The organism is Streptomyces sp. NPDC088733 (assembly GCF_044751185.1).
In the GTDB taxonomy this organism is placed as follows: Bacteria; Actinomycetota; Actinomycetes; order Streptomycetales; family Streptomycetaceae; genus Actinacidiphila.
Map to the genome: position 1 here is coordinate 1 of NZ_JBIVLH010000016.1, position 22,834 is coordinate 22,834.

Genomic DNA, 22,834 nt, shown 5'->3' on the forward strand with positions numbered 1-22,834 from the left:
TGGCGTTGACTTTTGGCACGCTGTTGAGTTCTCAAGGAACGGAAGCTTCCTTCGAGACCGTTTCACCGGCCCCTCCGGGCTTTCCCTTCGTTGTCCCCAGCTTAGCAGATCCGATTTCCTTCTCTGCCACCCTCTGGAGCGGGTGTGCCGTCCGGCTTTCGCTTTTCGGCTTTTCCGACTCTATCAGACCGTTTCCGTCCTGATTCCCAGTCAGCGGGGCTTGTCTTCCCGGCTGTTGGGCCGTTCCGACGAGTTGAACGTTAGCGGATCAGTGGCGCCCGATGCCAATCGAGCAATTCCGCCGATCCTCATTCCGAAAGCGCGCACGAAAACGAAACGACTGCTCGTCGTCCGTTCGGAAGCTTGCTTCGGGATGGCCGCCCGGGAACCGGCACAGACCTACTGTTCACCGGCGGGCAACCCGGAGAACACTACGGATCGGGGACGTGGGTGTCAAACCGGGTCAGTCGAGGTCCTGGAGCCTGCCGCCGGCGTCGGGCTGGTCGGCCTCGACGCGGCGCAGAAGGCGGGTCAGCAGGTCGCCGAGGACGGTGCGTTCGTCCGGCTCGAGGTCCTGGAGCAGGTCGCCCTCGAACGCGGCGGCCATACGCATGGTCTCCAGCCACTTGCCTCGGCCGACGTCGGTGAGCTCCACGATGACGCGCACCCGGTTGGACTCGTCGCGTTCACGGGTGACCAGGCCCTCGGAGACCATCCGGTCGATGCGGTGGGTCATGGCGGCGGGTGTGAGGCCGAGCCGCTTGGCCAGGTCGCCGGGGCCCAGCCGGTAGGGCCGGCCCACCACGACGAGGGCCTTGAGGACCTCCCATTCGGCGGCGGTGATGCCGACCGCCGACAAGTGGCGGCTGTAGCCCACGTGGAGGCGCCGGTTCAGCCTGCCGAGTGCCGTGACGATCTTCTCGACCTGGGGGTCGACCTCGGGGAACTCGCGTTGGTAGATCGCGATCTGCTCATCGAGGTCCAGCTCCTGCGGGGAGTTGGACTGGCCGTCGCCTGCGCTCGTCATGGCACGAGTGTGCCATGGAACTCATTGGCCCTAAAGACTTCCGTTGTGTACTGTTCAACTTCGAACTTTACTGTTGAAGTCTTAGCATTCGAGGACTTCCGACCTAAGGGGTGAGTGTGACCACCGCGATGGGCGCCGCGCTGCGCCGGATCCAGCTGGGGAACGCGCTGAGCGCGTTCGGCAACGGCTTCACCGTGCCGTTCCTGTTCGTCTACGTGTCGCAGGTGCGCGGCCTGGGAGCGGGGACCGCGGGTGTCGTGCTGTCGGCGTTCGCCGTGTCGGCACTGGCCGTGCTGCCGTTCACCGGGCGGGCGATCGACCGGAACGGCCCGCTGCCCGTACTGCTGGCCGGGGCGGTGGCGTCCGCGGTGGGTGCGCTGGGCTTCGGGCTGGCGGCGACCGCGCCCCTGGTGATCGCCGCCTCGGCGGTGATGGGGGCCGGCATCGCGGTGATGCAGCCCGCGCTGGCCACGCTCATCGTGTGGTGCTCGACCCCCGCGACGCGCTCCCGGGCCTTCGCGACGCAGTTCTTCCTGAACAACCTGGGGCTCGGTATCGGCGGACTGCTCGGCGGCCTGCTGGCCGACACCGCGCGGCCGGGCTCGTTCACGCTGCTGTTCTCCGTCGAGGCCGCGATGTTCGTGGTGCTGGCCGCGGTGGCGGCCTCCGTACGCCTGCCGAGGACGGCCCGGATGGAGCCGGCGCCCTCGGAGCACGCGGCGGGCGGGTTGCGCGCGCTGCTCGGGCACCGGGCGATGGTCCAGCTGTGCGTGCTCGGCGGTGTGCTGTTCTTCGCCTGCTACGGGCAGTTCGAGTCGGGGCTCGCGGCGTACGCGGTCGAGGTGACCAAGGTGTCGACGTCGACGCTGGGCATCGCGCTGGCGGCGAACACCGCGGCCATCGTGGTCGCGCAGTTCCTCGTCCTGCGGCCGGTGGAGCGGCGGCGCCGCAGCCGGGTCATCGCGGCAGTGGGTGTGCTGTGGGCCGCGGCCTGGCTGGTCGCGGGGGTGTCCGGGCTCATGGGCGGCGCGCACGGGATCGCGACGGCGATGCTCGTCTCCACATACGCGCTCTTCGGGCTCGGCGAGGCGATGCTCTCGCCGACGCTCGCACCGCTGGTGGCGGACCTGGCCCCGCAGGGCATGGTCGGCCGGTACAACTCGGCCTTCGCGCTGGTGAAGCAGCTCGCGATGGCCGTGGGGCCCGCGGTGGGCGGGCTGATGGCGGGCGCCGGGATGTACCCGGAGTACATCCTGATGCTGGTCGTCTGCTCGCTCGGCATCACCGCGCTGTCGCTGCGCCTGGGCCGCCGGCTGACGGTCCACCAGGACGCGCCGCTGAGCGAGCCCGTGCTGGCGGCATAGCCCGGTACACAGGCTTCAGCCCGGGAGCGCGAACTCGCACCACACGGCCTTGCCGCCGCCCGGGGTGCGCCGGGAGCCCCAGGCGGAGGCGATCGTGGCGATGATCGAGATGCCGCGGCCGGCCTCGTCGACGGGTTCGGCGCGGCGGCGCCGCGGCAGGTGGTCGTCGCCGTCGGTGACCTCGATGATCAGCCGGCGGTCGGTGCGGCGCAGCCGCAGCCGCATGGGCGGCACCCCGTGCTGCAGGGAGTTGGCCACCAGTTCGCTCGCGGCGAGGACGCCGAGGTCGACGAGTTCGACGGGGAAGCGCCACGAGGTCAGGACGCCCTGCGCGAAGGCGCGGGCGCGCGGGGCCGCCTCGATGCCGCCGAGCAGTTCCAGCGAGGCGTTGCGGAAGAGCTCGGAGTCGGTGCCCTCGCGCTGCGGGTACTGCATGACGAGCACGGCCACGTCGTCCGCGTGCTCGGAGGTGACGCCGAGCGCGCGCAGCAGTCGGTCGCAGATGACCTGCGGGCTGCCGGTGGCGCCGGCGAGGGTGTTCATGAGGGCGGAGACGCCCTCGTCGATGTCCTCGCCGCGGCGTTCGATGAGGCCGTCGGTGTACAGGACGGCGGTGGCGCCCGGGCCCAGGGGCACCGTGCCCGAGGTGTGGACCCAGCCGCCCGTGCCGAGCGGCGGCCCCGTGGGCTCGTCGGCGCGGTGCACGGTGCCGTCGGCGTCGCGGACGACGATCGGCAGGTGGCCGGCGGACGCGTAGGCCAGCCGGCTCTCGCTCGGGTCGTGGACGGCGTAGACGCAGGTGGCGATCTGGGTGGCGTCGATCTCGGCGGCGAGGCCGTCGAGGAGCTGGATCACCTCGTGCGGGGGCAGGTCCAGCCGGGCGTAGGCGCGAACGGCGGTGCGCAGCTGGCCCATGACGGCAGCGGCGCGGACGCCGCGGCCCATGACGTCGCCGATGACCAGCGCGGTGCGGCCGGCGCCGAGGGTGATGACGTCGTACCAGTCGCCGCCGACGGCGGCGTCGGTGCCGCCGGGCTGGTAGGTCGCGGCGACGCGGAGGTCGTCGGGCTGTTCGAGCTCCTGGGGGAGCAGGCTGCGCTGGAGGGTGACGGCGGTCGCGTGCAGGCGGCGTTCGCTCTCGCGCAGCCGCTCGGCGGCCTGCACCTGGTCGGTGACATCGGTGGCGAAAACCAGGACGCCGCCGGTGTCGCCGCCGTCCTTCACCGGAACGGGGCTGCACGTGATCGTGAAGTAGCCCTGCCGGGTGGCGGTGGCGACCTTGCGGGCCTTCACGGTGCGGGGCTTGCCGCTGCGGAAGACCTGGTCCATCAGGGGGAGCAGGCCGAGTTCCGCCAGTTCGGGCAGGGCGTCGCGGGCGGGTTCGCCGGGGGTGCGGGTGCCGAAGACCTCCGTGTACGCCTCGTTGACGTAGCCGAGGCGGTGGGCGGAGCCGTGGGTGACCGCGATGAGTGCGGGGAGGCGGGCCAGCACCTCCCGTACCGGGAGCGCGTCGAGGGTGTGCGCCGGCGCGTCGGCGTGGTCGCCTGCCTGGCCGCGCGCCGCGGGGACCGCCCCGCCGGAGGACGGTTCGGTGCTCGCGGCCGCCGCCTGGGCATTGCGACGTTGTGTTCCGGGGAGCCGGGCGCTCCAGCGCGTGAGGTTCAAACGTCCGATTCCTCGTATTTGTCACTCTTTGCAGGTGCTGACGCACGCTTGGTCACAGGGTCCAGTGTGGCCGACCCGCCGCTCCGGGGGAATCGGCGACCGCATCCGCACTGGTCGGTCAGGGCGCGTCGGGCTTGCGGCCGGCGCCCGCCGCGAGCTCGAACTCCGCACGCGGGTTCTCCAGGGAGCCGAGAGAGATGATCTCCCGTTTGAAGAGCCCGGACAGGATCCACTCGGCCAGGATGCGCGCCTTGCGGTTGACGGTGGGCATCCGGCTGAGGTGGTACGCGCGGTGCATGAACCAGGCAGGGTAGCCCGTGAGTTTGCGGCCGTAGACCTGTGCCACGCCCTTGTGGAGTCCGAGGGACGCGACCGAGCCCGCGTAGGCGTGACGGTAGTCGCTCAGGGGCTCGCCGCGCAGGCTCGCGACGATGTTGTCGGCCAGGACGCGGGCCTGGCGCACGGCGTGCTGGGCATTGGGGGCGCACACCGCGCCGGGATCGCCGGAGGCGAGATCCGGCACGGCGGCGGCGTCGCCCGCGGCCCACACGTTCTCGGTGCCGTCGACGCGCAGCGTGGCGGCGCACCGGACGCGCCCGCGGTCGCCCAGCGGCAGGCCGGTGCGGGACAGCACCGGGTGCGGCTTGACGCCGGCCGTCCACACGACGGTGCGGGCGGGCAGCCGCGAACCGTCGTCCAGGACGACCACGCGCTTCTCGCAGGACTCCAGCCGGGTGTTCAGCCGGACGTCGATGTTGCGGCCGCGCAGCTCGCGGACGGCGTAGGTGCCCATCTCCTCGCCGACCTCGGGCAGGATCCGGCCGGTGGCCTCGACCAGGACCCATTTCAGGTCGTCGGCCTCGACGTTGTGGTAGTAGCGCACGGCGTGGCGGGCCATGTCCTCCAGCTCGGCCAGCGCCTCCACGCCCGCGTAGCCGCCGCCGACGAAGACGAAGGTCAGCGCGGCGTCGCGGACCTCCACGTCCCGGGTGGAGGAGGCGATGTCCAGCTGCTCCAGGACGTGGTTGCGCAGGCCGATGGCCTCCTCGACGGTCTTGAAGCCGATGCCGTGCTCGGCAAGGCCGGGGATGGGCAGCGTCCGGGAGACCGAGCCGGGGGCGAGGACGAGGTGGTCGTACGGCAGCGGGAGCTCGCCGGAACCGTCCTCCTCGGTGGCGAGGGTGGACAGCGTGGCGATCCGCCGCACGGGGTCGATCCGCCGGGCCTCGCCGATGACCAGCGCGCAGCGGTCGAGGACACGGCGCACCGGGACCACGACGTGCCGCGGGGAGATGGAGCCAGCGGCCGCTTCCGGGAGAAAGGGCTGGTAGGTCATGTACGGCTGCGGTTCGACGACGACGATCTCCGCCTCGTCGCGCCTCAGCCTCCGCTGCAGGCGCAGGGCGGTGTACATGCCGACGTATCCGCCGCCGACCACCAGGACGCGCGGGATCCGGGGCTCGCGGCCCGCGCCGGACGGCTCCTCGAGTGCTGCCATCGTTCCATGAGGCAATGAGCGCTCGGGGTTTGTCCACAGGGCGTACGGCAATGAATGGCTGAATCCTGTTGCCCGGCAGGTCACGGGCAGGTTCACGGCCCCTGTGACGTGCATGTGCGTGGCCGGCGAGGCCCGGGTACTCCGATCGTGGGCAGGTTGCCCCTTCTCTCTTGACCTGCCCTCAACTATGTTCGTATCCCGTCGGGATGTCCGAGTGGCGAGTCGCCGCAGCGGCCCGGCGATCTTGGGGTGGGGAGTCTCCGGGGGGAGACGCGATTTCCGGGGGATACACATATGCATATTCAGGACCCTCGTTGGGCATCCGTGGCCTCGCCCGCTTCGGTGGTCACCGCGGTCGATCCCGCAGGTCACCACGGAGGAGGGGGCGGCAGCCGCACGTCCCCGCTGCGGGTCGACGCGCAGCGGAACCTGGAGCACGTGCTGCGGGCCGCGCGCGAGGTGTTCGGCGAACTCGGCTACGGCGCGCCCATGGAGGACGTGGCGCGCCGGGCCCGGGTGGGCGTCGGCACGGTCTACCGGCGGTTCCCGAGCAAGGACGTGCTGGTCCGGCGGATCGCCGAGGAGGAGACCGCGCGGCTGACCGAGCAGGCCCGGGCCGCACTCGGTCAGGAGGACGAGGCCTGGTCGGCGCTGTCCCGGTTCCTGCGCACGTCCGTCGCCTCGGGCGCGGGACGGCTGCTGCCGCCGCAGGTGCTTCAGGTGCAGCCGGCCGGGGCTCCCGGGCAGGGCGCCGAGGAGACGCGGGTGCCGCAGCAGCGCGGCGCGGCGGAGGACGCCGTGGCCGGTGCCGGGGTCGAGGCCCTGCTGGAGGTCGTCGGCCAGCTGGTGGAACGGGCGCGTACGGCCGGTGAGCTGCGGGCGGACATATCCGTGGCCGATGTGCTGCTGGTGATCGCCACCGCGGCGCCCTCGCTGCCCGACGCGGCCCACCAGGCGGCCGCCTCCGCGCGGCTGCTGGACATCCTGCTGGACGGGCTGCGTTCCCGTCCGGGTGCGTGACGCTGCCCCGTCCGGGTGATGGTGTGCGGTCCGGGGAGTGAAAACTCCCCGGACGGGTGGTTCTGATGTTTGACCGGTCGCCGGAAGCGACGGGTGTGCCACTCTTACGCCCGTGGATGAAGGAAACGGGGAGCCGGAGCCCGCCCCGGAGGCGGGATCGGAGTCCGGCGAGGAGCAGTCCCCCGGCCGTGTGCCGGGCCAGCGGGAGCCGCTGGCCGGCCGCCGTGAGGCCCCCGTCCCGGGCAGCCGGGCACCCGACGACCGGGTGCCGGACGACCCGCCGACCGTGGAGATGCCCACCCCGCGGGCGAAGGAGCCGGGTCCGGCGGACGCCGCCGCCGCGCACTCGCCCGTGTCCGACGCCGATCTCGTCGCGCGGGTGCGCGGCGGGGACGACAGCGCGTACGAGGAGCTGTACCGCCGCCACGCCGCCGCCGTACGCCGCTACGCGCGCGGCTGCTGCCGCGACACGCACACCGCCGAGGACCTCACCGGCGAGGTCTTCGCCCGCACCCTCCAGGCGATCCGCGGCGGCAGCGGCCCCGACGCGGCCGTCCGCGCCTATCTGCTGACCACCGTGCGCCGCGTCGCCGCGTCCTGGACGGGCAGCGCCAGGCGCGAGCAACTGGTCGACGACTTCGCGGTGTTCGCGGTGTCGGCCGCCGGGTCCGGCACAACGGGCGACACCACGGACCTCGGCGCGGACGTACGCGCCATGCAGGTCGCCGAACGGTCGCTGGCCATGCAGGCGTTCCGCACGCTGCCCGAACGCTGGCAGGCGGTGCTCTGGCACACCGCGGTCGAGGAGGAGTCGCCCAGCCAGGTCGCGCCCCTGCTCGGACTCACCGCGAACGCGACGGCGGTGCTGGCCCACCGGGCGCGCGAAGGGCTGCGCCAGGCGTATCTCCAGGCTCACGTCTCCGCGTCGCTCACCGCCGAGGGCTCCTGCGCCCAGTACGCCGACCGGCTGGGCGCCCACGCCCGCGGCGGCCTGCGGATGCGGGCCGACCGGGAACTGCGCAAGCATCTGGAGGAGTGCGCCAAGTGCCGTCTCGCGGCAGCCGAGTTGGCGGACGTGAACGCGGCGCTCAAGGGCCTGCTGCCCGTGGCGGTCATCGGGTGGTTCGCCGCCTCGTACGCAGTCAAGGCGGCCGGTGCCGCCGCCGTGGGAGCCGCGGTGGGCGCGGGAGCGGGCGCGGCGGCCGCGGGTGCGGGTGCCGCAGGCGGCGCCGGCGCGGGAGCCGGTGGTGCCGCGGCGGCCGAGGGAGCCAGTCTTCCGCTGAAGATCGCCGTCGCCACGGGTGTGGTCGTCGCCGCGGCCGGGGTGGCCGTCGCGATCGCCCTGTCCGGCACCGACACGCAGCCGAAGCCGCAGGCGCACCGGCAACCGGCGGCCGCCCCGGTGGTGCCACTGCCCACGCCGAGCCCCACCCCCTCGAAGGCGTCGCCGCCCCCGGCCTCGCGGCCGCCGCGCGCGCAGGCTCCGCTCCCCACCCCGAAGCCGGCCGTCCGGCCGAGCGTCACCCCCGAGGTGACCCCCACACCCACACCCACCCCGGCGCCGACCGTGGAGCCCACGCCGACACCGACACCGACACCGACGCCCCCGCAGACACCGACACCCACCCCGACCCCCGCCCCGAGCACCACGAAGCCGGCCCCGCCGCCGGAGCCCCGGCTCTTCCCGCTCAACCGGCTGGGCTACGGCGCCCCGGGCGCGTCGGACCGGCCCGTGATCCGCCTCGGCGACTGGATGTGGCAGCGCTGGCGCCTCGGCATCGACGGCACCTCGTACGCGGGCGGCGTCACCGTCGCCGCCCCGTCCTCGGTCACGATCCTGCTCAACCGCCCCTGCACCTCCTACGACGCGGTCGCCGGCATCGACGACCTCGCCCTGGGCCTCGGCGCCGCGCGTTTCTCCGTCTACGGCGACGACACACGGCTCTGGCGCTCCCAGGTGATCCACGGCGGTGACCCGGGCGTGCCCGTCCATGTGCCGATCGCGGGCTACAAGACGATCCGCCTGGTCGTCGAACCGTCCCGCCGCCTGCACCTGGCGAACGTCGCCGACTGGGCGGACGCGCGGCTCAGCTGCGGCTAGGAGGCCGGAACCTCGCAGGCGCCGTCGGCACACGCGGCGGCGTCGTCCGCGACGGGGGCGGTGCCCGTCTCCTGCGCCACCTGCTCCAGGACGCGCAGGAACGTGGAGGTCTCCTGGCCGCCCTGGACGGCCCACTTGCCCTCGAAGACGAACGTGGGCACGGCGTTCACACCGATCGTGCGGGCCTCGTCGATCTCGGCGAGCACCTCCTCGCGGCCTTCGTCGCCCGCGAGGAACGCGGCTGCCCGGTCGCGGTCGAGCCCGGCCTCCGCGGCCAGCGACGCCAGCGTCTCGCGGTCGCCGACGTCGGCGCCCTCGGCGAAGTGCGCGACGAGCAGCCGGTCCTTGAGCGCGGCCTGCACCGCCGGGCCGTAGACGGTGAGGGCGTGCCACAGCAGGCGGTGGCCGAGGAGCGTGTTGTTCTCGATGGCGCGGTCGAAGTCGAACGCCAGGCCCTCGGCGCGGCCGAGCTCCTCCAACCGGGCGTCCATCGCGGTCGCCTGCGGGCCGAAGCGCGCGCTCAGGTACTCGCGGTGCGGCTCGGGGGTCTCGGACTTCTCCGGCGACAGCTGGAACGGCCGGTAGACCACCTCGACCTGAGCGGCCTGCGGGAACGCGGCCAGCGCACGCTCGAAACGGCGCTTGCCCACGTAGCACCAGGGGCAGGCGATGTCGCTGTAGATCTCGACCTTCATGCGCACTCCATCATCGGTTGAAAGCTCAAAGATGCAACGCGCCGGCCACCCCCGGCAATCCCGCCCGCTAGGCGGCGATCGCCTCGTTCATCACGTCGTACGCCCCCATGCCGCCCAGCTCGTGCCCCCGGGCGCGGGTCGTCTCGTAAACGGTGCCGCCCAGCGCCGCGCGGGCCGCCGCCTCGGCGGCACGGACACCCTCCGCCTCCGGGACCGGACGCGGCAGCCCGTTCCGCAGTCCGTCCGCCGCACCGTGCAGCAGGGCGGCACGGACCGGGTCGCCGAGGGCGACGAGCACCTCGGCGCCGTACTCGACCACAGCCGCCAGCCGGATCTCCGCGCAGTACCCGCCGACCCCGGCACGGACCGCTGTCGCCAGCCCCGCCAGGGCCCCGGCGGGATCGCCTTCGGCGGCCAGGACCCGGGCGGCCAGGCTCTCGCAGAGCAGCTCGAAGTCCGGTGGCGGCGTGCCCATGCTGCCCTCGCCCCGGGCCAGCTCGCTCAGCTCCCGGGCACGCACGACCTCGTCGCGCCGCAGCGCGATCTGCGCCAGCAGCACCCTGATGTACGCGCGGGCGTCCCACACCCCGTACTGCTCGGCCTCCTCGGCCGCCTGGAGCAGCAGCTTCTCGGCCCGCTCGTCGTCCCCTGAGCGGTACGCCAGCTCGCCCATCCGGGACCGGACGAAGATGCCCTCCACATGCGCGCCCAGTTCCGAGCCGTACCGCAGCGCCTCCTCGAGGTCCGCCTGCGCGGCCGGGTAGTCGCCGTAGGCCAGGGCCATCTCGGCGCCGGCCTCGCACACCTGGGCGCGCATCCAGCGGTCGCCGATCCGCTCGCTGAGCTCCAGCAGTTCCGGCCAGTCCTCGTCGGCGTGGGCGAGGCCCCCCGGCAGGTCGATGGTGATGTGCGTACGGAACATCAGCGCTGCCGCCAGCTCCCAGTCGCCGCCGAACCGGCGGCAGCAGGCGACCATCGCGTCCGCGTGCTCCTTGATCCTGTCGTGGCGGCCCATGATGTAGTCGGCGAACGGCCACAGCATGCCGGGGAAACGCGCCGACTGCGGGCTCGGCTCCTCGTAGGCGGCAACGACGCGACGCGCCAGCTCCAGCATCGCCGGGCCCTGGATCACCTCGCGTGCCACCGTGTCGCTGACGACGAACAGGTGCAGCAGCCGCAGATTCATCCGCGGCCAGAAGCCGGGGGCGTCGCGGTCCTCGGGGAGATCGGTGGCCTCCATCAGCCGCTCGATCCACGTCGTCGCCTCGTCGCGGTAGTTGCGCAGCCACCAGAACCAGCCCATGTTCAGCACGAGCGCGATCGCGTCCTCGTGACCGCCCGCCACGATGGTGCGGTCCAGCGCGGCACGGACGTTGTCGAGGTCCGCCTCCACCCGCGCGGCCCACGCCAACTGCTCAGGGCCGCGCATGCCGAGGTCCGCGGCACCGGTGAACTCCAGCCAGTACGCGGTGTGCCGCGCCGCGGCCGCCGCCCGGTCACCGGGGTCCGCGGCGGCGCGCTCGGCGGCGTACTCGTGGATCGTCTCCAGGAGCCGGTAGCGCACCTCGTCCACGCCGTGCTCGACCACGATCAGGGACTTGTCGGCCAGCTGCCCGATCAGCTCCAGCGCGTCCTCGCCGCACACCGCCTCGGCCGCCGGCAGAGTGCAGCCGCCCGCGAAGACGCTGAGGCGGCGCAGCGCGGTCCGTTCCGGTCCGCTGAGCAGGTCCCAGCTCCAGTCGACGACCGCCCGCAGCGTCTGCTGGCGCGGCAGCGCGGTACGGCTGCCGCCGGTCAGCAGCCGGAAGCGGTCGTCGAGCCGGTCGGCGATCTGACGCGTCGACAGCACTCGCAGCCGCGCCGCCGCCAGCTCGATCGCCAGCGGCAGGCCGTCCAGGCGGCGGCAGATCTCGTCCACGGCCTCCGTGTGGTCCCGGGAGGCGTCGAACCCGGGACGCACCGCGGCCGCGCGCTCCACGAACAACCGGCGCGCGGTCGGCAGCGGCAGCGGCTCCAGCGGACGCACCGCCTCGCCCGGCAGCCCCAGCGGCTCCCGGCTGGTGGCCAGCACCGTCACCCCCGGGCACGCGGCCAGCAGCCGGTCGGTGAGCGCGGCGGCGGCCTCCACAACGTGCTCGCAGTTGTCCAGGATCAGCAGGAGGCGGCGCTGCGCGCAGAACTCCAGCAGCCGCGCCGTCGGATCCGCGTCGGGCACACCGCGCACCTCCCGGGCCGCCGCCAGCACCGCCGTGTCACGGCGCCCGACCGCGCTCAGCACCGCGTCCGGCACGGCCTCCGGATGCTCCAGCGGTGCGAGCTCCGCCAGCCACACACCGTCCGGATAGGCCCCGGACGCCTCCACGGCCTGCGCGGCCTCCTGCGACAGCCGCGTCTTGCCCGCACCGCCCGGGCCCGTCAGCGTCACCAGGCGCCGCCGGCCCTCCACCAGACTCCTGCGGAGCGCGACGAGTTCGGTCTCCCGGCCCACGAAACTGGTCAGCCGGGCCCGCAGGTTCCCCGCGCGGGGCGCGGGCGGCGCCGGTGCGGGCTCGGCCCCCTCCGCGGACAGCAACTCGGCGTGCAGCGACCGCAGTTCCGGGCCCGGGTCGGTACCGAGACGCTCGGCGAGCGTGCGCCGGGACTCCTCGTACGCCCCCAGCGCGTCCGCCGGACGGCCCGTCGCGCGCAGCGCGCGGATCCACTGCGCCCGGAACGGCTCGTGCAACGGATGCTCCGCCACCAGCCCCCGCACCTGCGGCAGCACCTCCGCCGCGCGGCCCAGCGCCAGCAACGCCTCGATGCGGTGGTGCGTCGCGGTCAGCCGCAACGCCCCCAGCCGGGCCGCGGCCGCGCCCCGGTCCGGCAGATCCGCCAGCGCCGGACCCCGCCACAGCGCGAGCGCCCGGCCCAGGACGTCCGCGGCGCCCTCGGCATCGCCGGCCTCCAGCGCGGCAGCACCCTCACGGGCCAGACGCTCGAACACGTTCAGGTCCACGTCCTCCGGGGACGCCACCACCAGGCGGTATCCATCCGGGCCCGACGCGACCGTCTCCTTGCCGTCCCCGCTGTCCGCGAGGGCGCGGCGCAGACGCGACACCAGCGCCTGCAGGGCGCCCGCGGCATCCTGCGGGGGGTCGTCGCCCTCCCCGCCCCACACCTCCGCGATCAGCGCCTCCGGCGACACCGGGTGCGGGGCGCGCAGCGCCAGAGCGGCCAGCAGGGCGCGCAGGCGCTTCCCACTGCCCAGGGGGACGGGCGCATCGGTGAGGCTGCGCACCTCTGTGGCGCCGAGTATCAGGTACCGCACGTGGCCATTCTCCCGATCCCCCGGGCCTTTGGCTCCGCCGTTTCCCCGGTGTCCTCCCCACCCGCCCGCCCGTGTGCCCGGCAAGGTCTGGGCGCCCCGACGCAAGTCGTTGGGGGGGGCCGGGTGCGGGCCCTCCGGGGCTGCCATTCTGGACAGCACATTTAGGTGCCTCAGGTACTCGGCCTGATCGCTCCGGGTTGTGCACCCAAATATGCTCCAGTGTCCAGAACGCCACCCCTCCGACCCCGCCCCCTCCGTAGTTGCAAGCGCCTGATCCCCGGTGGGTGGTCTGAAGCGGCACCGTGCTCGGGCACCCGTAGGCACAGCGCCAACAAAGTGCGCAGCCGTCACCGCCTACAGGACCCCCACCGGCCGTAAGTCGCCCCAACGACCCTGGGAGGGGGTGCGCCGGGGTCCGCCCGCTGGGGGCACCTCCCAGAGGTAGCTGGGGGAGGGACGAGCGGCGACCGCGGTACACGAATTGCAGGGGTGACCCGCGAGCGCCGTGGGGGTCCCCCCGGCCGAAGGTTGGGGGAGGACTCCGGAGCGGCGCCGACCCCACAACGCACGCAGCGCAGGGCCCGCACTTACCGCGCCGGGCGCACGGGCGGGAGGGCGGGGAAAAAACCTGACCGGACCGGACGCGAAGCGTCAGGGGCGGCGACGCGGATCGGGGTCGTCGTCCTCCCGAGGACCCAGCAGCTCGTCCGCCAACGTCGGCAAATCGTCCAGCGGCGTCTCCTCCGCCCACGAAGGCCTCGGCCGCCTCGGCTTCGCCTCCGCCCCCGCCCCCGCCTCGGGCACCGCAGGCAGCTCGCGCGTCCGCTCGTTCCCGTCCTCCTCCGGACGGAAGAAGTCGGAGGGCACGCGCGCGTCCGGCCGGACGGGCGGGATGACCGCCGTCTCGTCGTCCGCGCGGACGGGCCGCAGCACGGCGGTCTCCGCGACATCCGGCTCGGCGGGAACGGCCCGCAGCACGGCAGTCTCCGTGGCGTCCGGCGCAGCCGGTACCGCCGGCAGAACGGCCGTCTCGTCATCGGCCGCCCGCGCCGCAGAAGCAGCAGGCGCGGCAGGCGCAGCAGGCCCGGCAGGCGCGTTCGGTCCCGCCGGCGCAGCCGGCCGCGGCGTCGGCGTCTCGACCGTCACCGTCGTGTCCTCGGCGGCGAGCCGCGCCTCCTCCGCCCGCAGCAGGGCCTCCTCGGCCTTCCGCTGGCGCTCGAGGCGGCGTTCCTCCGCCTCGGCACGCAGGCGTGCCTCCTCGTCGGCCTGGCGGCGCAGGCGTTCCTGTTCCTCGCGGCGGATGCGCTCCTCGGCCTCGCGGCGGACCCGCTCCTCCTCTGCGAGGCGGCGGGCCTCCTCCGCGCGGTGGCGCGCCTCTTCCGCGGCGGCCTCCTCGGCGGCGCGGCGGGCGGCCTCCTCGTCGAGGCGGCGGCGCTCCTCCTCTTCCTGGCGGAGCTTCTCCAGCTGGGCCTGGCGTTCGCGTTCGAGCCGCTCTTCCTCGGCCTTGCGGGCGGCCTCCTCCGCGGCGAGGCGGCGGGCTTCCTCCTCGGCGGCGCGGCGGGCCTCCTCGCGGGCCTCGATCTCCTTCTCCGACAGGGGGAGGATCTCGTCGAGCCGGTGACGGATCACCGTGGTGACCGCCTCGGGCTCCTGCGCGGCGTCGATCACGAGGTAGCGGGCCGGGTCGGCGGCGGCGAGCGTGAGGAATCCCGCGCGGACGCGCGCGTGGAACTCGGCGGGCTCGGACTCCAGCCGGTCGGGGGCCTCGGTGAAGCGCTCGCGGGCGGCTTCCGGGGAGACGTCGAGCAGCACGGTGAGGTGCGGGACGAGGCCGTCGGTGGCCCAGCGGGAGATGCGGGCGATCTCGGTCGGGGCCAGGTCGCGTCCGGCGCCCTGGTAGGCGACGGAGGAGTCGATGTAGCGGTCGGAGAGGACGACGGCGCCGCGCTCCAGGGCGGGGCGTACGACGGTGTCGACGTGCTCGGCCCGGTCGGCGGCGTAGAGCAGGGCCTCGGCGCGGTGCGACAGGCCGGCGCTGGAGACGTCCAGCAGGATGGACCGCAGGCGCTTGCCGACGGCCGTGGCGCCCGGCTCGCGGGTGACGACGACCTCGTGGCCCTTGGCGCGGATCCAGTCGGCGAGCGCCTCGACCTGGGTGGACTTGCCGGCCCCGTCGCCGCCTTCGACGGCGATGAAGAAGCCGGCGGGCGCGGGCGCCTGGGCGGGGTCGCCGCCGCGCAACGCCTCGCGGAGGTCGCGGCGCAGGGGGACGCCCTGGCGGTCGTCGGCCTTGCCGAGGACGAGGGCCGCGACGGGCAGCAGCAGTGCGCCGACGAGCATCAGCGTGTAGGCGGCGCCGCCGTGGTCGAAGGTGAAGTGGCCGTTCTCGACGCGGTGCGGGCCGATGCCGGCGGCGAGCAGGGGCGCGGCGACGACGCCGAGGGCCATGAGGAGCCGGGTGACGGCGTGGAGGTGGTCGGTGGCCCGGCCGCGCCGGGACTCCTCGCTCTCCTGGTCGATGAGGGTGTGGCCGGTGTTGGCGACGACGCCGGCCGCGACGCCGGCGAGCAGGGCCAGCAGCAGCACGGTGGTGGCGTCCGGGACGATGCCGGCGAGCAGCAGCGCGAGGCCCGTGACGGCGACGGAGATCGCCAGCAGGCGGCGCCGGGACAGGCCGGGCAGGATGCGCGGGGCGAGGCGGATGCCGATCACCGGGCCGGCGGTGAGCGCGAGCACGAGCAGGCCGTAGCCGACCGGGCCGCCGCCGAGGTCGGAGGCGTGCAGGACGGCGAGGCCGACGGAGGCCGCGACGGCCCCGGCGACGGTGGCGGTGCCGAGGACCAGCACCGGGATGGACCCGGTGCGCCCGCGGTCCGCCAGCCGCAGCCCCTGCAGCGGGGAGTGGAGCGGGGCGGACTGGCCGCCGGGCAGCTCCAGGAAGTACAGGACGGCGAGGGACGCGGCGAACAGCCCGGCGGCGACGTACGAGCCGAGGGCGACCTGGTGGAGGGAGAACCAGTCGACGCCGACCGCGATGAGGTTGCCGATCAGGGTGATGACAACGAGGGCCGCGGCGGCCAGCGGGAAGGCGACGAAGCCGGTCCGCAGGTCGAGCCGGCGCAGCGCGTCGAGGTGGTCGGGCAGCGGCCGTACCGTTCCTGCGCCCGGCGCCGGGGCGGGCAGCAGCGCGGGGGCGGCGCCGTCCTTGGCGACCGTCCACAGGCGTTCGGCGACACCGGTGACGAAGACGGTCACGAGCAGCCAGGCGCCGGCGTCGTCGGGCACCCAGGTGATCCACAGCGGGGCCACGATGAGGAGGGCGACCCGCAGGACGTCCGAGCCGATCATGGTCCAGCGCCGGTCGAGCGGTCCCTGCGGCCCGGTGAGGGCGCCCAGCGGGCCCAGCAGGGCCGCGCCGAACAGCAGCGTGGCGAGCAGCCGGGCGCCGAAGACCGCCGCGACGGCGAAGGCCGCACCGCGGTAGCCGTCGCCGAAGGTCTGGGTGGCGACGGCGGCCTGCACCGTCAGCACCACCAGCACCAGCAGGGCGAGGCGGTCGGCGACGGCACCCGTCAGCTGGGCACCCCACAGCTTGCGCAGCGGCGGGATCTTCAGCAGCGCCCCGACCGCGCGTTCCCGCGAGTCGGCGGCGAGGTCGTCGGCGAACGTGTCCGTCGGCAGCTCGGATCGCGTCATCTGGCCAGCCTATCGGCAGCGGCCGCACGCGTGACGGGCGCCCGTCACGACCGTTGAAAGGCCGTGACAACCGGCGGCGGGCCGGATTCCGCCGCCGCCGGTTCCCCGGGGGCTATTCCGCGGTCTTCTTCGCCGCGGCCGTCGTCTTCTTGGCGGCGGTCTTCTTGGCCACCGTCTTCTTGGCCGCGGTCTTCTTGGCGGCCGTCGCGGCCGTCGTCTTCTTCGCCGTCGTCGTCTTCTTCGCCGCGGTGGTCTTCTTCGCGGGCGCCTTCTTCGCCGTCTTCTTGGCGGGGCCCTTGGCCCGCTTCTCGGCGAGCAGCTCGTAGCCGCGCTCGGGCGTGATCGTCTCGACGTCGTCGTCACGGCGCAGCGTGGCGTTGGTCTCGCCGTCGGTGACGTACGGGCCGAAGCGGCCGTCCTTGACAACGACGGGGCGCTCGCTGACCGGGTCGGTGCCCAGTTCCTTCAGGGGGGGCTTGGCGGCGGCGCGGCCGCGCACCTTGGGCTGGGCGTAGATCGCGAGGGCCTGGTCGAGGGTGATCGTGAAGAGCTGGTCCTCGGTCTCCAGGGAGCGCGAGTCGGTGCCCTTCTTCAGATACGGGCCGTAGCGGCCGTTCTGTGCGGTGATCTCGACGCCTTCGGCGTCGGCGCCCACGACGCGCGGCAGCGACATCAGCTTCAGCGCGTCCTGGAGCGTCACCGTGTCGAGGGACATCGACTTGAAGAGGGAGGCGGTGCGCGGCTTGACCGCGTTCTTGCCGGTCTTCGGGGTGCCCTCGGGAAGGATCTCGGTGACGTACGGGCCGTAGCGGCCGTCCTTGGCGACGATCTGGCGGCCGGTCTCCGGGTCGGCGCCCAGCTCGAAGTCGCCGCTGGGCTTGGCCAGCAGTTCCTCGGCGAGCTCGACGGTCAGCTCGTCCGGCGGCATGTCGTCGGGGACGTCGGCGCGCTGCCCGGTCTCGCCCTCGACCTCGCCGGCCTTCTCCACGTACGGGCCGTAGCGGCCGACGCGCAGCACGATGCCGTTGCCGACCGGGAAGGAGGAGACCTCGCGGGCGTCGATGGCGCCGAGGTCCTCGACGAGTTCCTTGAGGCCGCCGAGGTGGTCGCCGTCCCCGTTGCCGGCGTCGGCGGCGCCGCCGACGGCCTCGGGGCCGTCGCCCTCGCCGAAGTAGAAGCGGCGCAGCCACGGCACGGCCTGGGCCTCGCCGCGGGCGATGCGGTCGAGGTCGTCCTCCATGCGGGCGGTGAAGTCGTAGTCGACCAGCCGGCCGAAGTGCTTCTCCAGCAGGCCGACGACGGCGAACGAGAGGAAGGACGGCACCAGGGCGGTGCCCTTCTTGAACACGTAGCCGCGGTCGAGGATGGTGCCGATGATCGAGGCGTAGGTCGACGGACGGCCGATCTCGCGCTCTTCCAGCTCCTTGACCAGCGAGGCCTCGGTGTAGCGGGCCGGGGGCTTGGTGGCGTGGCCGTCGGCGGTGATGTCCCGCGCGGTGAGGGCGTCGCCCTGGGCGACGGCGGGCAGCCGGCGCTCGCTGCTGTCGAGCTCGGCGTTCGGGTCGTCGGCGCCCTCGACGTAGGCCTTCATGAAGCCGTGGAAGGTGATGATCTTGCCGGACGCGGAGAACTCGGCGTCGCGGCCGTCGGAGGAACGGCCGCCGACCTTGACGGTCACGGACTGGCCGACCGCGTCCTTCATCTGGGAGGCGACGGTGCGCATCCAGATGAGCTCGTACAGGCGATACTGGTCACCGGTCAGACCGGTCTCGGCCGGCGTGCGGAAACGATCACCCGAGGGGCGGATCGCCTCGTGCGCCTCCTGGGCGTTCTTGACCTTGCCCGCGTAGACGCGGGGCTTGTCCGGCAGGTAGTCCGCGCCGTACAGCTGGGTGACCTGGGCGCGGGCGGCCCTGATCGCGGTCTCCGACAGCGTGGTGGAGTCCGTACGCATGTAGGTGATGAAGCCGTTCTCGTACAGCTTCTGGGCGACCTGCATAGTGGCCTTGGCGCCGAAGCCGAGCTTGCGGCTGGCCTCCTGCTGCAGGGTCGTGGTGCGGAAGGGCGCGTACGGCGAGCGGCGGTACGGCTTGGACTCGACCGAGCGGACCGAGAAGGCCGCGCCCTCCAGGGCGGCGGCGAGCGCGCGGGCGGCGGCCTCGTCCAGGTGCAGGACGCCGGCGCCCTCGCGGAGCTGCCCGGTCGACCCGAAGTCGCGGCCCTGGGCGACGCGCTTGCCGTCGACGGAGCTGAGCTTGGCACCGAAGGCGCCGGGGTCGGTGGCGTCACCGGTCCGGCCGGTGGCGAAGGTGGCCGACAGGTCCCAGTACTCGGCGGAGCGGAAGGCGATGCGCTCGCGCTCGCGCTGGACGACGAGCCGGGTGGCCACGGACTGCACTCGGCCGGCCGACAGACGCGGCATGACCTTCTTCCACAGGACCGGCGAGACCTCGTAGCCGTAGAGGCGGTCGAGGATGCGGCGGGTCTCCTGGGCGTCGACGAGGGTCTGGTTCAGCTCGCGCGGGTTGCGGACGGCTTCCTGGATGGCGTCCTTGGTGATCTCGTGGAAGACCATCCGGCGGACCGGGACCTTGGGCTTGAGGACTTCCTGCAGGTGCCACGCGATGGCCTCGCCCTCGCGGTCCTCATCGGTGGCGAGCAGGAGTTCGTCGGACTCCTTCAGCAGGTCCTTGAGCTTCCTGACCTGGGCCTTCTTGTCGGCGTTGACAACGTAGATCGGCTGGAACTCGCTGTCGACGTTCACGCCGAGCCGCGCCCACGGCTGGCCCTTGTACTCCGCCGGCACTTCGGCGGCCCCGTTCGGGAGGTCGCGGATGTGCCCGACGCTGGCCTCGACGACATAGCCAGGGCCGAGGTAGCCCTTGATCGTCTTCGCCTTGGCCGGCGACTCGACGATGACGAGTCGGCGGCCGCCGCCCTCTGCGGTGTCGCGGGTCGGGGACAACTTCGCTCTTCTCTCCGGGTCGAAGGTGGTCTCGCTGCGGAGTGTGACCGTACATCCCGGTCCCGTGTCAAACGGGAAAAGTCCGCAACGCCACTCGAACGGTAACCCGACAAGCGTCCTGTCTGCCGCACGGACTGCCAGCCATGCCCGTTTTGTCCAGCTCAGAGGGTCAGGAACAGCCAGACCCCGACGAACAGCGAACCGATCGCGAAAAAACCGGCCACGGCCGTGCCCAGCGTGCCGGCTCCCGGCGTCACCGGCTCGTCGCGCACGGCGCGGGTGACCGTCCAGACCAGCAGGGCCGCGCCGAAGAGCGCGAACACCGCTCCGGCGAAGGCTCCCGGCACGGTTTCCATGTCCATGACTTCCCGCACCTCCTGTGTCCACCCGGTCGGGCGGACACCCGCCCCGACCCGGAGAATCGCACGCCCCGGGGTCCACCGGGCCAATCCGCGGTGAACTCACGGCCCGGCGAACTGGCCGGATCCTTTCGCTCCCGTCCGCCGCTCCGCGCTCCCCGCACGCTCCCCCGCACCCGCCGCACCCGCCCTGACGTTCTTGACGTGGCTGACAAGATGGCGGAAACACAGACCGTCTTCTCGTAGGGGGAGCCCGAAGATGTCCGACCCGAACAACCCGTACGGCCAGCCCAAGCAGGACGGTTACGGCTATCCGCAGCAGCCGCCGGCAGCCGGCCCCGGCCCCTACGGCCAGCAACCCGGGTACGGCTACCCGCAGCAGGGCGGCTACCAGCAGCCCGCCTACGGCTACCCGCAGCAGGGCGGTTACACCGGCGACCCCAACGCGCCCTACGGGTACGACCCGTACGGCCGCCCGCTGTCGGACAAGTCCAAGGTCGTCGCGGGGGTGCTGCAGTTGCTGCTCGGCGGCCTCGGCATCGGCCGCTTCTACGTGGGCGACGTCGGCATCGGCATAGCCCAGCTCCTCACCTGCGGCGGGTTCGGCATCTGGTCGCTGATCGACGGCATCCTCTACCTGACCAGCAACGACCGCACCGACTCGCAGGGCCGCCTGCTGCGCAGCTGAGGACGACGATGACCTCCATGACGTTGCACCGCCTCAAGGCCGTGGCCGGACGACCGGCCGCGGCCCCGCTGGCGTCGCTGGCCGCCGGCATCGCCGGCGCCGCGTACCTGTGGGGCACCGACCCCCACGAACACGGCCACTGGCTGCCCCGATGCCCCCTCAACTGGGCGACGGGGCTGCTCTGCCCGGCCTGCGGGGCGACGCGCATGGTCTACGACCTGATGCACGGCGACCTCACCGCGGCCTTCCACGACAACCGCCTGCTCCTGATCGCGAGCCCGGTCGGCCTCTATCTCTACGTCCGGTGGGTGGTCGAGGGCCTGCGGGGGCGCTCGTACCACCCCGAACTCCACCCCCGCGGCCAGATCGCGGTGCTCGCCGTGGCCCTGGCCTGGGGCGTCGTACGTAACGCGGTATGACAACGCGGTGATCACGTTTTCGTGACGTCTGTTGACCACTGGGGCAGATGTGCGAATTCGATGCTTGGATGTGGCTCATCCGCGGCGGGGGGCCGGATCCGATGATGCGTGCGCTCCTGCCAGTACGTCCCCATGCGCAAGGAGCACGTCCCATGGCTACGCCCACCCCTGACGCCCCGTTCGGCTTCGACCAGGCCGGCCGCCCGCTGTCCGACAAGTCCAAGGTGACCGCCGGCCTGCTGCAGCTGTTCCTGGGCGGTCTGGGCATCGGCCGCTTCTACACCGGCCACACCGGCATGGCCATCGGCCAGCTCGTCACCCTCGGCGGCTGCGGCATCTGGTCGCTGATCGACGCGATCCTCTTCTTCACCAGCAACGACCGCACCGACGCCAAGGGCCGCGTCCTGCGCGGCTGATCACTCCGCCGCCGTACGGCCCGCGTCCGCGTCCGCCTGCGGACGCGGGCCGTTCGCACAGATCACACCGGCTCGATGAAGCCCTGCTCCACCAGCAGCCGGATCGCCTCCGGCGTACGGTCCCGCAGCACCACCGGGTCCTCACCGAGCAACTGGGCGATGGCGTCCAGGATCCGGCCGGCCGACAGCGTGCCGTCGCAGACGCCCGCGAAGCCCGCGCCCACCGTGTCGACCCTGGTCGCACGCCGCATGCCGCGCTGCGAACGCAGCACGACGTGCTCGGGGTCCTCGGCGCCGGGCATGCCCACCTGCTCCTGCACCACCTCGTCCGCCAGCCGGAAACGGGCGTCCAGCAGGGCCGCGTCGTCGTGGACCCGCAGGAAGTCCTGGCGGCCGAACCACGCGTCGACGTGCGGGCCGAGCGGCTGCTCCACGGGGTGCGGCCACTCCTCCGCGACCACCACGGGCCGGTCCGATCCGGACTTGCGCACCGTGATCCAGCCGAAGCCGACGCCCTTGGTCTTGCGCTGCTCGAAAGCGTCGAGCCAGGCGTCGTAGCGGGCCGCGTACTCCTCCGCGCCCGCCAGGTGGTCGCCGCCGTCGCGCAGCCACAACTCGGCGTACTGCGCGGGGTCCTGCACCTCGCGCTGCACGATCCACGCGTCGCAGCCGCGCGGCACCCAGGAGGCGACGCGGTCCCGCCAGTCCTCGCCCTCGGTGTGCTCCCAGTTGGCGAGCAACTGGAGGTGGCCGCCCTCGGTGAGGTGGTCGCCGGCCTGCTGGACGAGGGTGCGGCACAGGTCGTCACCGGCCATGCCGCCGTCGCGGTAGGTGAAGCGGCCGCCGGGCGAGATGACGAACGGCGGGTTGGACACGATCAGGTCGAAGCGCTCGTCGCCGACCGGCTCGAACAGGCTGCCCTGCCGCACATCGGGCTCCGGGGCACCGGACAGCGCGAGGGTGAGCCGGGTGAAGTGCAGGGCGCGCGGGTTGAGATCCGTCGCGGTGACCCGGGTGGCGTGGCGTGAGGCGTGCAGCGCCTGGATGCCGGAGCCGGTGCCCAGGTCGAGCGCGTTCGCCACGGACCTGCGCACGGTGATCCCGGCCAGCGTGGTGGACGCACCGCCCACGCCGAGCACCAGGTCCGCCCGGTCCACGCCGGGCGCCGTGCCGATGCCGCGCACGCCCCGCGACCCGCCCACGGCGCAGCCGAGGTCGGAGACGATCCACCAGTCCTCGCCGTCGTCACCCCCGTACGGGCGTACGTCGACCGTGGCCCGCACCTCGTCGCCGTCCCGCACCAGCCAGCCGCCGGCGACGGCGGCGTCGAGCGGGAGCACGTCGCGCAGCCGGCCGTACGGGACGGGCTGCTGGAGCAGGAAGAGCCGCACCAGGCTCTCCAGCGGGCTGCCGCCGCGCGTGGCGCGCAGGGCGGGCACGGTCTCGGCGCGCGACAGGGCCGCGTAGGCCGTCGCGCCGAGCAGGTCCAGGCAGCCGTCCGCCGTGAAGGCGGCGGCACGCAGGGCGTCCCTGAGGAGAGGGGCGCTGTCGGGGGCGGGCAGGGGCGGCGGGGGCGGCTGCGTACTCACGCAGCCATTGTCACCCCCGGCGGGT

General features: G+C 73.4%; 16 protein-coding genes. 7 read left to right on the plus strand and 9 right to left on the minus strand.

From position 1 onward, the window contains the following. Positions 1 to 203: hypothetical protein (locus ACIP64_RS26685; RefSeq protein ID WP_401591530.1), on the plus strand; the 203-nt coding region annotated here is incomplete at its 5' end. 260 nt (positions 204 to 463) lie between these two features. On the opposite strand, the gene ACIP64_RS26690 is transcribed toward ACIP64_RS26685, so the two are convergent. Beyond that, complete coding sequence (locus ACIP64_RS26690) at positions 464 to 1,027, minus strand: MarR family transcriptional regulator (RefSeq protein WP_360913263.1); 564 nt, start codon at positions 1,025 to 1,027, stop codon at positions 464 to 466. A gap of 116 nt (positions 1,028 to 1,143) precedes the next feature. Between ACIP64_RS26690 and ACIP64_RS26695 the strand changes: the two genes are divergently transcribed. Further along, the gene (locus ACIP64_RS26695) at positions 1,144 to 2,391 is read left to right on the plus strand and encodes an MFS transporter (RefSeq protein WP_401591533.1); all 1,248 of its coding nucleotides are present in this window, start codon (positions 1,144 to 1,146) and stop codon (positions 2,389 to 2,391) included. A 15-nt stretch (positions 2,392 to 2,406) separates the two neighbouring features. Here ACIP64_RS26695 and ACIP64_RS26700 read toward each other — a convergent pair whose 3' ends face one another. Both ACIP64_RS26700 and ACIP64_RS26705 read right to left on the minus strand, forming a co-directional pair. Beyond that, positions 2,407 to 4,056, minus strand: coding sequence for a SpoIIE family protein phosphatase (locus ACIP64_RS26700; RefSeq protein WP_401591535.1), 1,650 nt, complete (start codon positions 4,054 to 4,056; stop codon positions 2,407 to 2,409). A 118-nt stretch (positions 4,057 to 4,174) separates the two neighbouring features. Beyond that, positions 4,175 to 5,554, minus strand: a complete 1,380-nt coding sequence (locus ACIP64_RS26705; protein ID WP_401591537.1) for an NAD(P)/FAD-dependent oxidoreductase — start codon at positions 5,552 to 5,554, stop codon at positions 4,175 to 4,177. Between the two features lie 294 nt (positions 5,555 to 5,848). On the opposite strand from ACIP64_RS26705, the gene ACIP64_RS26710 reads away from it, so the two are divergent. Together ACIP64_RS26710 and ACIP64_RS26715 are read left to right on the plus strand one after the other, a co-directional pair. Next, the gene (locus ACIP64_RS26710) at positions 5,849 to 6,574 is read left to right on the plus strand and encodes a TetR/AcrR family transcriptional regulator (protein ID WP_401591539.1); all 726 of its coding nucleotides are present in this window, start codon (positions 5,849 to 5,851) and stop codon (positions 6,572 to 6,574) included. A gap of 112 nt (positions 6,575 to 6,686) precedes the next feature. Further along, positions 6,687 to 8,675 (plus strand): sigma-70 family RNA polymerase sigma factor, encoded by a 1,989-nt coding sequence (locus ACIP64_RS26715; protein WP_401591541.1) that lies wholly within the window; start codon positions 6,687 to 6,689, stop codon positions 8,673 to 8,675. Here the strand turns inward: ACIP64_RS26715 and ACIP64_RS26720 are convergent. The 5 genes from ACIP64_RS26720 to ACIP64_RS26740 all read right to left on the minus strand — a co-directional run bounded on the left by ACIP64_RS26720 (position 8,672) and on the right by ACIP64_RS26740 (position 19,700). Further along, the gene (locus ACIP64_RS26720; RefSeq protein WP_401591543.1) at positions 8,672 to 9,370 is read right to left on the minus strand and encodes a DsbA family oxidoreductase; all 699 of its coding nucleotides are present in this window, start codon (positions 9,368 to 9,370) and stop codon (positions 8,672 to 8,674) included. The genes ACIP64_RS26715 and ACIP64_RS26720 overlap by 4 nt on opposite strands. Before the next feature lie 67 nt (positions 9,371 to 9,437). Then, complete coding sequence (locus tag ACIP64_RS26725) at positions 9,438 to 12,677, minus strand: BTAD domain-containing putative transcriptional regulator (RefSeq protein ID WP_401591545.1); 3,240 nt, start codon at positions 12,675 to 12,677, stop codon at positions 9,438 to 9,440. A gap of 651 nt (positions 12,678 to 13,328) precedes the next feature. Beyond that, entirely contained in the window at positions 13,329 to 16,373 is a 3,045-nt protein-coding gene (tmk, locus tag ACIP64_RS26730) for a dTMP kinase (RefSeq protein ID WP_401591547.1), read from the minus strand. A 112-nt stretch (positions 16,374 to 16,485) separates the two neighbouring features. Beyond that, positions 16,486 to 19,338 carry a type I DNA topoisomerase gene (gene topA / locus ACIP64_RS26735; RefSeq protein WP_401591549.1) on the minus strand — a complete coding sequence of 951 codons (2,853 nt, stop codon included), beginning with the start codon at positions 19,336 to 19,338 and terminating at the stop codon, positions 16,486 to 16,488. A gap of 161 nt (positions 19,339 to 19,499) precedes the next feature. After that, positions 19,500 to 19,700 (minus strand): hypothetical protein, encoded by a 201-nt coding sequence (locus ACIP64_RS26740; RefSeq protein WP_401591551.1) that lies wholly within the window; start codon positions 19,698 to 19,700, stop codon positions 19,500 to 19,502. A gap of 256 nt (positions 19,701 to 19,956) precedes the next feature. On the opposite strand from ACIP64_RS26740, the gene ACIP64_RS26745 reads away from it, so the two are divergent. From ACIP64_RS26745 to ACIP64_RS26755, 3 genes are all read left to right on the plus strand, one after another. Further along, positions 19,957 to 20,385, plus strand: a complete 429-nt coding sequence (locus ACIP64_RS26745; RefSeq protein ID WP_401591553.1) for an NINE protein — start codon at positions 19,957 to 19,959, stop codon at positions 20,383 to 20,385. 8 nt (positions 20,386 to 20,393) lie between these two features. Continuing rightward, positions 20,394 to 20,804 carry a DUF2752 domain-containing protein gene (locus ACIP64_RS26750; RefSeq protein ID WP_401591555.1) on the plus strand — a complete coding sequence of 137 codons (411 nt, stop codon included), beginning with the start codon at positions 20,394 to 20,396 and terminating at the stop codon, positions 20,802 to 20,804. Between the two features lie 152 nt (positions 20,805 to 20,956). Beyond that, positions 20,957 to 21,220 (plus strand): TM2 domain-containing protein, encoded by a 264-nt coding sequence (locus tag ACIP64_RS26755; protein WP_401591557.1) that lies wholly within the window; start codon positions 20,957 to 20,959, stop codon positions 21,218 to 21,220. 62 nt (positions 21,221 to 21,282) lie between these two features. Here ACIP64_RS26755 and ACIP64_RS26760 read toward each other — a convergent pair whose 3' ends face one another. Further along, complete coding sequence (locus ACIP64_RS26760) at positions 21,283 to 22,809, minus strand: methyltransferase (RefSeq protein ID WP_401591559.1); 1,527 nt, start codon at positions 22,807 to 22,809, stop codon at positions 21,283 to 21,285. Positions 22,810 to 22,834: the final 25 nt, after the last annotated feature.